We start from the raw sequence: 14,695 nt of genomic DNA, 5'->3' as shown, positions 1-14,695 counted from the left end.
AGATGGCGGCCGCCGCAGTGATCGGCCGTTGGGTCACAGCGGAAAGGCTGCACGGACGGACATGAGCACGGACGCCACGGAACTCGCCCCCAACGCCGCGCCCACTCCGTCGGCGGACTTGGCCTATTACATCGCCGCGCTGCTGCCGGTGGGCACGCCGAAATGGGGCGTCGCCACGCCCGGCAACGCCGCGTCCGTCACCTTCAGTTTCATGGAGAGCGTGCCATCCTACGCCGATGCCGGTGATGCCGCTGGTTTCGCGCCGATGAACGCGACCCAGAGGGCCGCCGTGCGTCAGGCCCTCGCCGCTTGGACGGAGGTCGCCAACATCACCTTCACCGAAGTGGCCGACGGCGGGGCCGGCGGCCAGCTTCGCTTCGGCACCAACAGCCAGGGCGGCGTCAGTTCCGGCTACGGCTATTACCCCAACGCCTCTCTGGCGGCGGGCGGCGACGTCTATCTCGCCAAGGACGCGTCCAGCAACACCTCCCCCACCGCCGGCACCTACGGCTACGAGACGATCGTCCATGAGATCGGCCACGCCATCGGCCTGAAGCACCCCGGCAACTACAACGCCGGCGGTGGGGGCACCGAGGCGCCCTACCTGCCGACGGCCGAGGACAGCACCCAATACACCGTCATGTCCTACAACGACCACCCCAGCCTGGGCCTGAACGGCCTGCTGACGGGACCGGTGCTCTACGACATCGCGGCGATCCAGTATCTGTACGGGGCCAACACCACGACCCGCAGCGGCAACACCACCTACAGCTACAACAGCGCCGCCACCGTGGTCAGCGGATCGATCTGGGACGCCGGCGGCACCGACACGCTGGACGCCAGCGGGCAGACCGCCAGCGTCGTCATCAACCTCGCCCCGGGCAGCTTCAGCTCCATCGGGCCCAACGGCAGCGGCGGTCGAGCGGTCGCCAACCTCTCCATCGCCTACGGCACCACCATCGAGAACGCCAACGGTGGATCGGGCGACGATTCCATCAGCGGCAACGCCATCGACAACGTCCTGAACGGCGGCGGCGGCAACGACACCATCAGCGGCGGCGGCGGTGCCGACAGCATCATCGTCAACGGCGGCATCGTCACGGTCGATGGCGGATCGGGGATCGATACCCTCACCATCGGCGCCATCGGCACCGTGGTCCGCGCCACCGGATTGGAGAACTTCATCGGCGGCGCCGGGCAGGACCGGGTCATCCTGATCGACGTCGGCAACACCATCGTCATGTCGGCGATCGACACGCTGGTCGGCAGCGGCGGCAACGACGTGGTGACGCTGGGCACCGTCGCCAATTACAGCATCATCGCCGGCATCGAGACCCTCATCGGAGGCGCCGCCACCGACATCATCGTGCTGGCGAACGGCGGCGGGACCCTGATCGCCACCGGCATCGAGTATCTGATCGGCGGCGCCGGCCAGGACATCGCCATGCTGGCGGGCACCGGCAGCACCCTGATCACGCGCGGGATCGAGACGCTGGTCGGCAGCACCGGCCAGGACATCGTCACGCTCGGCGACGGCGGCAACACCATGCTGGCCTTTGCCGGGCTGGAGTACCTGATCGGCGGCGCCGGGGTGGACGCCGTCACGCTCGGCCCGGGCGGCAACACCATCATCGTCCGTGGGCTGGAGACACTGACCGGCGGGGCCGGCAACGACGTGGTGACCTTCGGCAACTCCGGCAATCTGACAACGGTCGAGGATCTGGAGACGATCGTCGGCGGCACCGGCACCGACATCATCCTGACCGGCGCGCGCGGCTCCACCCTGATCACCGCCGGCATCGAATACCTGATCGGCGGCGCCGGCCAGGACATCGCCATGCTGGCGGGCACCGGCAACACCCTCATCACGCGCGGGGTCGAGACGCTGGTCGGCAGCGCCGGCCAGGACGTCATCATGCTTGGCGACGGCGGCAACACCCTCACCGCCTTTGCCGCCATCGAGTATCTGGTCGGCGGAGCCGCGAATGATCTGGTCCTGCTGGGGGCGGGCGGCAGCACCGTCACCGTGCGCGGGCTGGAGACGCTGATCGGGGGGGCCGGGATCGACGCGGTGACCCTGGGAAATTCCTACAACTTCATCACCGTCGGTGCGACCGAGACGCTGACGGGCGGCACCAGCACCGACATCGTCGTGCTCGCCGCCGGAGGATCGACCCTGATCGCCACCGGGCTGGAGTATCTGATCGGCGGTGCCGGCATCGACATCGTGGCGCTCGCGAACGGCGGAAACACCGTCATCGTGCGCGGATTGGAGACGCTGGCCGGCGGCATCGGCACCGATTCGCTGATTCTCGGCAACTCCGCCAACTTCATGACCATCGGCGGGATCGAGACGCTGACGGGCGGCACCAGCACCGACATCGTCGTGCTGAACGACGCCGGCTCGACGATGGTTGCCAGCGGGATCGAGTATCTGATCGGCGGCGGCGCCATGGACGTGGTCACGCTGGGGGCGGCCGGCACCCTCGTCACGCGCGGGGTGGAGACCATTGCCGGCAGCGCCGGGATGGACACGCTCATTCTCGGCGATTCGACCAACACGCTGACGGTGACCGGCGTCGAGACATTGGTTGGCGGCGTCAGCGCCGACACGGTCACGGTGGCCGCCGGCGCCATCCGCTTCGAGGGCGGTGGTGGCGCCGACGCGGTGACGCTGGCGGCCGGACAGGCCGGCGACCGCGTGGTGTTCCGGAGCGTGGGGGACGGCGGCGGTCCCGGCGCTTCCGTCGGTTACGACAGGATCACCAATTTCGGGACGGGCGATGCGGTGGTGGTGGCCGGCCAGATGGCTGGTTTCGTCGACCGCAACGCCAACGGCGCGCTGCAAACGGCGGTGCGGAACACAAACCAGATCAATCTCGTCACCGACGAGGCCGTCCTGCTCTCGGTCGCCTTGGCGAGCCTGACCGACGAGGGGTTCGTGAACCTGCGTGCAGGAATCGGCAAGATGGCCGGTGGAGTGGCGGGTATCAGCGCGCTTGCGGTGGCCAGCGACGGTGTCGACACCGGTGTCTACCTGATCACCGATGGCGACGGCGACGGGTGGCTGGCCGCCGGAGAGGTGCGGTTGCTGGGCCTCTTCGGCGCGGCCGGGATCGGGGCGTCCCAGCTTCTGGCCGGCTGATCCGGCGGTAGGCGCAAGGCCCCCTCGGCAAAGCTTTCACCCCCCTTCAACCCGATCCGGAGAAGACCGTGACGCAGGGCGCAGTCGATATCCTTATTCCTGTCGGACCGAACGATCGTGAATTGGCGGAGATCTGCGCGCGGGCCGCCCGCCAATTCGTGACCGGAGCCCGGAATATTTATATCGTTTCCGCAGTGGATCCCGGTGTTCCGGGAACGCGCTTCTTCGACGAGGCTAAACTGCCTTTCAGCATCGCCGACATCCGGCAGACGTTGGGCATCGGCGATCGCGCCGGCTGGTATTTCCAGCAGCTCGTCAAATTCTATTTCCCGTTCGTGAATCCCGACTGTTCGGAACGCTACCTGGTCATCGATGCCGACACGGTCTTCCTGCGGCCGTGCAACTTCATCGAGGATGGCCGAGTCCTCTTCAATTTCGGCTTCGAGTTCCATCCACCCTATTTCGAGCACATGGCGAACCTTCACCCATCGCTCCAGAAAGGGTTCATTCATTCCGGCATCACGCATTGCATGATGTTCACCCGCTCCTGGCTGCTGGAACTGATGGGAATGGTTCAGAACGCCCACAAGCGGGGACCGTTCTGGAAAATCTTCCTCGACTGCGTTCCGCCCGGAAGCCGTGGCGAGTCCGGCGCCTCGGAATACGAGACCTACTTCAATTTCTGCCTTCGCTGGCATCCCAACGAAATCGTCATCAAGCGGCTGCGCTGGGGCAACGTCGTCGACCTCGAAGGCATACAGCCGGATCGGGCCGATTACATCAGCCTGCATTGGCACAAGCGCAGCCCCGACCTGACGCGGGAGACGCTGATCGAGAAGGTCTTCGGGCCGCGCACGGACGCTCTGCCCGATGCCGGTCACGGAGCGGTACCGGGCTGAACCCGGCCGGCTATCCGTCCAGCCGCAGCCAACGGTCGGGCGTCAGATCACGGGTGTCGTGCGGGTAGCCGGTGAACCAGCGCCGGGGCGCGCACACCATCTGCCCCGGGCGCCCGGCCAGCCACGCTCCCCACCAGCTGAAGCTGCTGTTGGCGATGATGTGGTGGCGGCACAACGACATCAGGCGCAGATCCTCCACCGGCGCGTTGCCGTTGTGGGTGATCAGATAGGCCGGTGCGCCGAGCGCCAGATTGGCGCGGACCCAGTCGGGATCGTCGGTGAAGATGAAGAACTCCGGCCGTTCCACCCGCTCCATCACATGGGCGACGGCCCGGCGGTAATAATCGAGCGAGCAGACACCATGCAGGGCGTTGACCGTCTGGTCGCTGACGTAATCGCCCCGCCGGACATGCAGGCTGACGGCGTTGCGCATGGCCATCATCCGGGCAACGTCGAGATTGGGGCCGCTCAACGGCTGCCGGGGGGTGAATTCCAGCCGGATCAGGTCGGCGGCGTCGGCGAAGTAGCGCTCCGACTGCCAATAGCCGACGAAGTAGCCGGCCGATGGAACACGCTCGACGTCCGCGTCGTAATGGAAATGCGCTTGCTTGACGACCGGCTGGTCCCACCAGGGCAAAGCGGAATCAAGCGGGCGGGGGATGGTTTGGAGCAGTTCCTCCTCGGTGACGAAATCCTCCACGACCAGGAACTGGTTCAGCCCATAGACCCGCTTGCGCTCCCGCTGGTAGGCGGACAGGTCGAGGCGCAGCGGAACGCCCCGGCGCACCGACAGGGCACGGCCGAAGGCGTACTGGAACATCTGGTTGCCGAGCCCGTCGGACAGGCGGACGATGATCATGCCCGTCCTCCTTCCGTTGCGCCCGCCGGGATCGGCACGCTGGCCCGGTTGACCAGGCGGCGGCGGAAGGCGCCGCGGGCGATGTCCGCCAGGATCCCGTCCCTCGTCATTCCCACCACGCGCTCGTATTCGGCGGTGTTGTGATCGTACCAGGGATTCTGCTTGACCGAGTTGGTGGCTCGCGCGTGGCTGAGGTGCAGCAAGGGGCCCCACATCCTCTCCACCCGTTCCCCCAGCTTCTCCAGGCGCCGGTAGATCTCGAAATCCTCCCAGCCCCAGGAGATGAAATTCTCATTGAAACCGCCCAACCGGGTGAAGACGTCACGGGCGAAGAAGACCGAACCCCCATAGGAGTTCTTGTAGAGCATCGGGTTGCGCGGGTCGAACAGGTCCACCTGACCGACCGACAGGTGACGCTCGACCCCGGCGACGTACTCGGCTGCAATGTCGAAGAACAGTCCGTTGAACGGGCAGGCGAGAGCGGCTCCGCCACGCACGGCATGCTGGGCAAAAACATACTGGGTCGGTTCCACCACGACGTCGGTGTCCTGGACGACCAGGATGGGGGTGGTTGCCACCTCGGCCATGACGTTGATCTGCTTGGCCTTGTGGGTGAAGGACGAGTCGTTGCCGTCGAGGTGGATGTAGCCGTAGTCGGCCTCGGCGAAGCCCAACTCCGCCATGATGCCGGGAACATCCCGTTGTTGGGGGTTGTCCTCGCAGATCAGGATGTTGGTGTGCAGGTGCTTGCGCAGGTAGGAGACGAGGACACGCAGGTTGCGGCGACGGTCCGGGGATTCGATCCGGCAGGGAATCATGAAGGTGACGTCGCGCAGATCGAGCTTCTCACCGCGAAGAAGGAGGTCGCGCAGCATCCGATGCTGGGCCTGGATGCCGGCGATCTGCGCCATTCCCTGGCGCAACCCCTCGTCGGCGGGAGCGAGGCCGACCGCCGTCTCGTAATGGTCAAGCGCGGTGCCGAGCCGTCCGGCCCAGAACATCACGTCGCCGAGCCGGGCGTGCGCCTGGATGGCGGCTGGATTCCGGGTCAGCAGCGCGCGGTAGCTCGCCGCCGCCTCCACCAGCTTGCCCTGCATCTGCTGGGAGAATCCCAGATTGTAAAGCACGTCCGGATGCCCGGGAACGGCCTGAAGAATCCGGGAGTAGACATCCTCGGCCTCGGCCAGCCGGCCGGCGCGGTGATGCCCGAGAGCGATCTGGACAGCTTCGTCAAAGGTCGGCATGGGATCCTGTGGTCAAGCGGTGCGAACACGTCGGCGAAGCGAGGGAAGCGTCCGTGTCATGACGCCAACCATCCCAACCGGTGGTAATGACCGGTCTGGTCACGAACATGGCGAGGATGGCTGTCTCCGATCGGAACCCGCTGCAACCCGGTGCGCAGGCCAGGAATGTCGGCGGGCTCCCAATCTCCCGAGGCGAAGAGCTTCTCGAGCCGGGCGGCATGCTCCCCTGCCCCCCGGTCGAACAGGCTGGCTTGCTCCTGGTGGGAGTAGGCACGCATCTTCTCCATGAAGCGGGCTGCCCCCCCCATCCAGGTGAAGTGCCAGCCGGCCTGGGGAATGATGTGCCCGCCCCCTTGGCGGGCAAGCGCACGCGCCGCGTTTGCGCCGATGCCAGCAAGGAGATGGCGGGGAGTCGCGACGGCGGCGCGCCAGTTCTCCGAAGCTTTCAGATCAAGGCGATAATAATAAAGATCGAATTCGAGGGTGAAGAGCTGATCGAAGTCCTGATGGCCGTCGCACAGAATTTCAAGCACTTCGGGCCGGGGGATTTCGTCCACATCCGTGACCAGGACCATGTCTTCGGGGCGGGAGCCTTCCAAGCCACGCATGATCGCATCCCGCTGATGGGATTCCCGGCGCCACGTGAAGCCTCCGGGATCGTCCCGGACGACGACGTGGACGATCTTGTCGGCCCAAGCGGCGAAACGCTCCCGGTTGTCTGCGAAATACAAGGGTTTGGAATGCCCGGTGTAGGTGAAGTCGGCCTCGACGAGGACAAAGCGGTCGACGACTGCGTCCAGTTCCGTCAGGCGCAGTTCCAGCAGGTCCAATTCGTTGAAGAAGGGAAAGCAGTCGTAAACGCGACGCCGCGGTGCGATGGGCGCGGGGCGCAAGCGCAGGGCGGGGTTGTCCGATGTCGGGGGATGGTCGGGATGCCGGCCGGCGACCAGAGCATAGCGGCGCCAGGACTCCAGGCTGGACAGTCTGGCCCAGAGCTGCGTCCGGTTGACCTCCGAGTTCAGGGGAAGCGCCAGGGAGCGGTCAAGCAGTTCGGAAAGGCCGGCGGCCATGCCCAGCCGTGCGGGATCCGGCAGGCGGCCCGGTCCGGCGCTCAGCAAGGCCCGGAGCGAGTCGATCAGCCGTTCCTGCGCGATGCCCAGGTGGGCGGCCGCCAAGGCGGCGCTGTCGTTCGGATCGGCGCGCAGATTGAAAGCCGTGTTCAGGCAATCGACCGCGCGGTCGAACACCCGACGTTCCAGCCACACATGCCCTGAATGGGCCGCTGCCGCCGCCTCCAATCGGATCAGTGCATCATGACCGGCGGTCCCGGCTGCCAGTTGGGCTGCCACCGTCGCGAACATGGCCAATGGTCCGGACGCTTCTCCGATGGCCGTGGCCAAGGCGGCGAGCCGTTCATATGCCACCATCGCCACGCGCCGGTCATCGGCGAGTGCCCGCCGCGCAGCGTCCAGCATCTCGGGAAAACGAAGGCGCGCGGTGTTCGCAACGGTCAACCGCCACGCCCCCGTGGCGTGTTCGGCCTCCTGGGCCATGAGATGCGCGGCGGCCACCAGATGACCGGCCTGGAGATGGGCCAGGGCCAATGTCATCACGGCCCTCGCCTCGCCTCGCCGAAGTTCGGCATGGGCACGATGGACGCGGACCACTGCCTCGACTTGTCCGCTGGCCGCGATCATGTCCCCAAGCGCACCGGCGGTCACCGCCACATGCTCCACGGCGCCCCTCCGGTCCGATGAATTTTCGAACAGGATGGCGAAGGCTTCCACGATCATCGCCGCGTCGTCCCACGCCTTCCTCCGAACAGCATCGGCCAGAGCCTGCAATCCGGAGTTCTGGAATACGGTGACATCATCAGCGATGGAACCGGGCAGCAGACGGTGCGCCCGCACCAATGCCCGACACGCCTCCCGCCCATTCCCGGCGGCGATCTGCGTCAGACCAAGCGCTCGCCACGCATCCCAGCGCAGGGGAGCAAACTCACAGGCCCGTCGCAGAAACGCCTCGGCCCGGTCCTGCCGGCCATCGCCGAGGGCAGACGCGCCTTGGCGCAGAAGGCCGTCGATGTCTGCAGGCATGGGGCTCGCCAATCACCGGAAAAAGAAAGAGGATGTTCGTCTTGTAGAGCAGGCACTGCTGTTTGCAATGGTCGATCTTCGGGCGAAAGCCGCTAAAGCCAGCCACCCAGCACTTCGTGCGAAAAGGGCTGATCCACGGCGACCGTCCGTTCAACGCAATCGGCTGGTCGGTAGCAGCGCCGCACACTCTCGAAACCGTCGGGGCCGCCGAAGGCCGGGGACAGGTCGCCGTCCTTTCGTTCCGCCGGATAGAGAATGACGAGCCGCGCGGCCGCGAAGGCGAGAAGATCGCACAGGCCGCTGCGCACCCCCAGGAAATGGCCGGCCAGGGCGGTGAAGGGCAGCATTTCGTCGAGAGGAATGTGGATCTCGATGCCATCGATGCCCGCCACCGTGCCGCTTGCCCGGTTCCGGTGGTGGTCGAAGCTTCGGGCGTTGTTGGCGCCGTTCACCAGAACGGCAAAGCCGGCGTCACGCAGACAGCGGGCCGCTTCGATCCACCAGGATTCCGGCAGCGATCCGATGGTGTTGGCATGCGGTCCCAGTATGACCGTCCGCCCGGCCGGCACGCCAAGCGCGGCGAAGCGCTCCCGCGCCCGGGCAACGGAATCCGGATGGGGAATGGGAGCTGCAATGGGAGTGTCCATCCCGACCCCAAGCACGCGGCGGTAGAAATCGACCTTGTTGCCGCCGCCCTCCTGTGCGAACTGCTCGCTGGTGAAGTGCAGGGGGATCCAAGGCAGGAAGGCATGCCCCGCCTCGAACCGCATGAACAGCGGAAACCCCCAGGGATTGATCGTGTCGTGCATGAGGGCGGTGGCGCCGATGTGCGGCCCCCGATACATGGCGGCGAGCCCGAGGTTGTTCGGGGTTCCAACCACGAGGAACGGGATGCCATCGCGCGCGTGGAGATGGGCCAGGAAACCCAGGACAGCGATCTGGTCGCCGATGCCACCATACAGGATGACGATCCGATGATGGTTCAGGGCCAAATCCGGCCGGGCCTGCGCGATCTGAGCACGCAGGCTTTCCACGAACCGTTCCATCGGAGCCTGACTGGCGAGAAACTGGTCGACCAGCCTGGCGGTGCCCTCGTCGAGCGGAGAGGAGATCTGCAGCAGGCTGTCGGTCAGCGCCCTCGCCTCCACCCGGCGCCCGGTGCGGGCAAGGGCCGGAATTTCCAGCGTGCCGGACGACACCATCCCGTTCAGCATGGCCAACAGGCGGGGATGCGGGCCGGCCAGGCGAATAGCCCGGTCGAGCATGGTGGCGGCCTGACCATGATCCCGGTTCTGTTGGAAGCCCGCCATGGCGATGCCGGCATAAGCGTTTGGATAGGCCGGTTCAAGCGCCAGGGCGTTCCGGCAGAGCCCGATGGTGGCGTCCGCGCGTCCTTCGGTCTGGGCGGCGTCGGCCAGCATCATGAAGTCCTGTACGGTGACAGGAGGTGGGTGTCTGTCCGGCATTGGCGGAACCGTTTTTCGCATGGTCGACGGGCCGACCATAAATCCCCTGATGCGCGGCGCGCAATGGGCAGCCGTTTTCCTGTCCTGCCCGCATGTTTCGACCGGCAGCGAAGGATCCTTGTCCCGGCTTAAGAAAACCCTTTATAGCGACCCTAGCCAATGTTCCGGCGTTCATTCGAACGCACTGCGTAGGGAAAAATGGATATTTCCAGCGTGAATGATCTGATCGGGAAGCTCAATTCGGCAATTTCCGGTGAAAATCATTATGATGTTTTTCAATATTCCCTAATGATCCACAAGATTTTTGGAGAAAATATTCCTGAAAACATTAAGATTGGCATCGCCGGGGCTCTTCACAATGCGGCCTATCATTTTATGCACAACGCGTTCTTGCCGGATTTGGCTGTCACGAGCGCCGATATGGCATGGGCGTTGACGCCCAATTCCAACACATACAACCAACTGGTTCTTGCTCACCTCTTCGCCGGTGACTATGACCGGGCCTGGAGCATACGGCACCGCGTTGCCGACACTCCCAAACCATGGACACCCGGCAGCCCGCCTCTCCGTCTCGGGATTTTCAACAGCAACGGCATGGGAGACCTGTTCCAGTTCCTGAGGTTCATCGAAAAGGCCAAACCCTACGCGGCAGAAATACATCTGAGCGTTCCACGCCGACTTTCCTCTCTCATCCGTCAATGCACCATCCTGAAGGGCATCCAGGTGGTCGAGGATTTCTCTGGGATCCATATCGACGCAATCCATGATCTGTTATACCTGCCGATTCTTCTTGGCCTGAAGACGGCGGATATTGAACCGCTTGGCGAATACATCCCCATGGATGCCCAGCGCAGCAGGGAGTGGCGATCCGTCGTCCGCCGCACAGACGCTCCCCATGTTGGCATCGTTTGGTCGGCCTTGGACAAGAACGACAAGCGTTCGGTCGGGCTCGCAGCCATGTCAGGGCTTTTCGACGTCCCGGGTGCCGTTTTCATCGGTCTGCAGGGCAACACCGCAAAAAGCGAGATGTTCGATGTTCCAATGCCGGGCAATTTCGCCGACTTCGGCGTGTATGACATTGAAAACACCGCTGCGATCATATCGACCCTCGATCTCGTCATCACGCCGGACTGCGGTGTCGCGCATTTGAGCTGCGCGATGGGAAAGGAAACTTTCATTCTGCTCCGTCAACATTGTGACTGGCGCTGGATCGAGGCGGGGAACCAGAGTCGCTGGTACAGCGCCGCCACCTTGTTCCGACAGGAAAGGGAAGGCGATTGGGCTCCGGTGATCACAGCGGTGCGCACGGCATTGCTGTCACGGATCAAGCATGGCTTCAGCGCCCTCGCCGAAGGCTGATTTTGCTCATCGGGACTGGTTTGCCGTGGAGGATCGGTCTCTCCATCACAGGCTTGTGAACAGGATCGGCCGTCGGATGACGAGGATGCCATTTTCCTTTGATGAAAATGGCCGGAAGCGGTGAGGGGGTTGCCGGTTGACGGGTGTGGAGACGGACGATAGCGTACGCGCCGGAATTTCCTGATCGCCCAATGGATCCCATGACCACCATCGATTATGTCGTCGTCCAGGCCGGCGGGAAGGGATCGCGCCTGCAGAGCAACACATGGAACAAACCCAAATGTCTGGTTCCGGTGTTGGGGCGGCCTTTGCTCTACCATCTGTTCGATTTGATGAAGCCGACGAAGTTCATCGTCATCGGCGATCATCTGTTCGACGTCCTGGAGCGGTATGTGGCGACCGTGCCGCCTCCCGTGGAGGTGACGCTGGTTCGCGCGGAGGGCACCGGCACCTGTGCCGGCATCGCCCAGGCGATGGAGCATGTGCCCTCCGGCCATCCGTTCCTGCTGGTGTGGAGCGACCTGTTCCTCTTTTCCGCCCCCGAACTGCCGGACAGCTCCCTTCCGGTCGTGGCGTTGTCCGACCGCATCCGTTGCCGCTGGTCCCATCAGGGTGAGCGCGGACTGGTCGAGGAGGCGTCGGCGGACACCGGGGTGATCGGCCTGTTCCGCTTCCCCGACAGCGCCGCCTTGGCGGACGTGCCGCGGAACGGCGAGTTCGTCCGCTGGCTCGCCGGCACCAGAGCGCCCTTCGACACGGCGACGCTGGGCGACGTTTGGGAACTGGGGGAGATCTCCAGCCTGGAACAGTTGCGCCAATCTCAAGGCACGGCGCGCTTCTTCAACGAGGTCCGGATCGGATCGGACACGGTCACCAAGGTCGCCCGCGATCCACGCTACGCCCATCTGTTGGACAAGGAAGCCCGCTGGTACAAGGCGGTTTCGGCTCTGGGATACCGCCATTGCCCGGATCTGCTGTCGGAAGACCCCTTCACGATCCGGCGGATCGACGGGCGCCACCCCTATGCCCTCCTTGACGGTCGTGAAGGCGTGCTCGAGCGGATCGTCGGCGCCCTGTCGGACCTGCACGCGCTGGGTTCCGCCCCGGCAGCCTCCGAAGCGCTGCGGGAGAATTACTGGACCAAAACGGTGGAGCGGGTGGACAGCACCGCCCCCCTGATCCCCAATTTCGGCGAGCCGGAGTTGACCATCAACGGTCTGCGCTGCCGCAACTGGTTGCATCCCGACCATCGGGACGGGCTGGAGCGGATCGTCGCCGGGCTCGGGTGCGCGGAGTTCCGGTTGATCCACGGTGACCCGACCTTTTCCAACACGCTGGTCGGGGCGGATGGCAAGGTCTGGCTGATCGATCCGCGCGGATATTTCGGTTCGAGCCAATTGTACGGCGATCCGATGTACGACTGGGCCAAGCTTTATTATTCGGTCGCCGGTGATTACGACGCTTTCAACCGCAAGAAATTCGCCCTGCGCGTCGCCGGCGCCCACGCCGACCTGTTCCTGGTCGACAGCGGGTGGAGCAAGCACACCCGCCTGATCGACGAGGCGCTGGGTGACCGCAGGCGCGACCTGCGCATCATCCACGCGCTGATCTGGCTGTCGCTGACCGGCTATGCCACGGACGACGTGGATTCGGTCCTGGGAGCCTTTTATCGCGGCTTGCTGTTGCTAGAAGAGGCTCTGTCGTGAGCGCGGACGATGTCCCGGCGTTGCACCTCAGCCCGCTGCCCAAGGCCTGGTTCATCGATGTGGATGGCGTGATCGTCCGGCACAACGGCCATCTCGGACCCGAAGGCGACAGCCTGCTGCCGGGGGTGCGGGAGTTCTGGGCGCGCATTCCCGATGACGACACCATCATCGTCGTGTCCGCCCGCAAGGAGCATGAGCGCGCCGCCACCCTGGCCGCGCTGGAGCGCTGGGGGTTGCGGCATTCCGCCGCGCTGTTTGGGTTGCCGCCGGGTGAGCGTGTCCTGATCAACGACACGAAGCCTTCCGGCCTCATCACCGCGCACGCGGTCGCGGTGCCGCGCGATGCCGGCCTGGGAGGGGTGTCCTTCACCATCGACCCCACGCTGTGATACGGATTGCCGGCCCAGATTTCCGGAGTTCGAGCGGCATCATGGATGAAGAGACCGCACACCGCGCCCTGACAGAAGCCATCGGCCATTACCGTGCCGGCCATCACGATGTGGCCTGCGCTCTCCATCATGCCATCCTGTCCGCCTTCCCGGCCCATGTCGACGCGCTCCAGCTTCTGGGACTCGCGCTGTACCGCAAGAACGAGCTCGCCGCCGCCCTGGCGCAGATTGGGCGCGCTCTTCGCTTGCGGCCCGGTGAACCGGCCCTGATCCAGAATCTAGATTTCGTCGTCGGCGGAACCCTCGGTTCCATCGGCCACCTGGTGGACGAGAAGCGTTACGCAGAGGCCGCCGCCCTGTGCCGCGCCATCCTGCGCGTCCGTCCGGATCAACCCCAGGCATGGCTGGCCCTGGCAACCGCGCTTGGGGTGGAGGGCGATCTGGAAGGAGCCGAAGTGGCTTTGTCCCGCATCGCCCCCGGCCAGGTGTCGGATGAGAAGCGCGGAGGCATGGCGCGTTTCCTGCGTGCCCAGGCGCACGACCGCGACGATCAAGGTTTCGTCGGCACCATCGTGGTCCCCATGCACAACATGGCGGACTACATCGAGCGGTCGCTCGACAGCATCGTCCACTCCATCCGTTTTCATCGCGACCGGAGCGGGGATGCAGGCCGGTTCCGCATCGCTGTCGTCGACGACAATTCCACGGATGGCGGGGCGGCTGTCGCCCTGGCCTGGGCGCGGCGACAGGACGAGCCCGGTGTCGATGTCACCCTGCTGACCAATCCGCGCAACATCGGCGCCGGGTGGTCCCGCAACCTGGGCGCCGCCACCGCCACCGGGCGGTACCTGTGGTTCCTGGATGCCGACGACTTCTATTTCGAGCCTCACATCCACCTTTGCGTCGACGCCCTCGACCGCCATCCCTATGCCGGCTATGTCCGGACGGGAAAGCACTTCCAGGGCATCGACGCGGACATCTCGGTGGAGTTCCGGACGCAGTCCGAAAACACCTACCCCTGCAACATGGCTGTCCGGCTGGAATGCCACCGCTTCGTCGGCGGCTTCCCGGAGGCCGAAATGTTCTTTCCCAACACCTCCGACGACGTCGCCTACAGCCGCTGCCTGGAAAGCTTCTTCATCTGCGCGCGCACATCGGTTCCGACGGTGCACTACACGATCCGGCCGGGCAATGCGATGGACGTCTACCTGAAGAGCAAGGCCGCCACCGAACAGGGCGGGCCGAGCCAGTTGCTGGCGGGAGACCGCTGGGTGGCGACCGAACTCTACATCCGCCGTCGCCTGCGCGTCCTCCGCGACAAATTGTCGGAGCCGTGGAGCGGGCCGCCGCTGATCACCGACGGACGCCCCCGGATGGTTGCCTACACACCCCCGGCCTTGTGAGTTTGCCGAGGACGCGAAGCTGTTGAAGCGGCCGACGCACCCCGATAGGGTGCGCCTCGTCGCCCTTTCCACTTCCAGTTCCCGTGCCGTTAGGAAGAAACCGTGTCACAGCATCTGGCCCTCACTTGG

10 protein-coding genes are annotated in these 14,695 nt (G+C 65.0%); 6 read left to right on the top strand and 4 right to left on the bottom strand.

From position 1 onward, the window contains the following. Nucleotides 1-61: 61 nt before the first annotated feature. Nucleotides 62-3,145: a M10 family metallopeptidase C-terminal domain-containing protein gene (locus JN22_RS08360; RefSeq protein WP_143268223.1), complete on the top strand. Its 3,084-nt coding sequence runs from the start codon at nt 62-64 to the stop codon at nt 3,143-3,145. A 68-nt stretch (nt 3,146-3,213) separates the two neighbouring features. Further along, a complete protein-coding gene (locus tag JN22_RS08355; protein ID WP_143268222.1) occupies nt 3,214-4,044 on the top strand; it encodes a hypothetical protein in 831 nt (276 codons plus the stop codon). 10 nt (nt 4,045-4,054) lie between these two features. Here the strand turns inward: JN22_RS08355 and JN22_RS08350 are convergent, their stop codons facing one another. The 4 genes from JN22_RS08350 to JN22_RS08335 all read right to left on the bottom strand — a co-directional run bounded on the left by JN22_RS08350 (nt 4,055) and on the right by JN22_RS08335 (nt 9,667). After that, nucleotides 4,055-4,903: an alpha-1,2-fucosyltransferase gene (locus tag JN22_RS08350; RefSeq protein WP_085553525.1), complete on the bottom strand. Its 849-nt coding sequence runs from the start codon at nt 4,901-4,903 to the stop codon at nt 4,055-4,057. Then, the gene (locus JN22_RS08345) at nt 4,900-6,147 is read right to left on the bottom strand and encodes a galactosyltransferase-related protein (protein ID WP_085553524.1); all 1,248 of its coding nucleotides are present in this window, start codon (nt 6,145-6,147) and stop codon (nt 4,900-4,902) included. The genes JN22_RS08350 and JN22_RS08345 overlap by 4 nt, the downstream gene beginning before the upstream one ends. A gap of 56 nt (nt 6,148-6,203) precedes the next feature. Then, complete coding sequence (locus JN22_RS08340; protein WP_085553523.1) at nt 6,204-8,243, bottom strand: hypothetical protein; 2,040 nt, start codon at nt 8,241-8,243, stop codon at nt 6,204-6,206. Nucleotides 8,244-8,335: 92 nt separating this feature from the next. Beyond that, complete coding sequence (locus tag JN22_RS08335; protein WP_085553522.1) at nt 8,336-9,667, bottom strand: tetratricopeptide repeat protein; 1,332 nt, start codon at nt 9,665-9,667, stop codon at nt 8,336-8,338. Nucleotides 9,668-9,922: 255 nt separating this feature from the next. Here JN22_RS08335 and JN22_RS08330 point away from each other — a divergent pair, with 255 nt between their 5' ends. The 4 genes from JN22_RS08330 to JN22_RS08315 all read left to right on the top strand — a co-directional run bounded on the left by JN22_RS08330 (nt 9,923) and on the right by JN22_RS08315 (nt 14,566). Continuing rightward, nucleotides 9,923-11,068, top strand: coding sequence for a glycosyltransferase family protein (locus tag JN22_RS08330; protein WP_143268221.1), 1,146 nt, complete (start codon nt 9,923-9,925; stop codon nt 11,066-11,068). Nucleotides 11,069-11,268: 200 nt separating this feature from the next. Beyond that, entirely contained in the window at nt 11,269-12,774 is a 1,506-nt protein-coding gene (locus tag JN22_RS08325; protein WP_179166088.1) for an NTP transferase domain-containing protein, read from the top strand. Next, entirely contained in the window at nt 12,771-13,163 is a 393-nt protein-coding gene (locus JN22_RS08320; protein WP_143268220.1) for a hypothetical protein, read from the top strand. The genes JN22_RS08325 and JN22_RS08320 overlap by 4 nt, the downstream gene beginning before the upstream one ends. Before the next feature lie 41 nt (nt 13,164-13,204). Continuing rightward, complete coding sequence (locus JN22_RS08315; protein WP_085553519.1) at nt 13,205-14,566, top strand: glycosyltransferase family 2 protein; 1,362 nt, start codon at nt 13,205-13,207, stop codon at nt 14,564-14,566. The last annotated feature ends 129 nt before the right edge of the window (nt 14,567-14,695 follow it).

Source organism: Azospirillum agricola (assembly GCF_020005195.1).
In the GTDB taxonomy this organism is placed as follows: domain Bacteria; phylum Pseudomonadota; class Alphaproteobacteria; order Azospirillales; family Azospirillaceae; genus Azospirillum; species Azospirillum agricola.
This window is presented reverse-complemented; position numbering and strand designations above follow the sequence as displayed.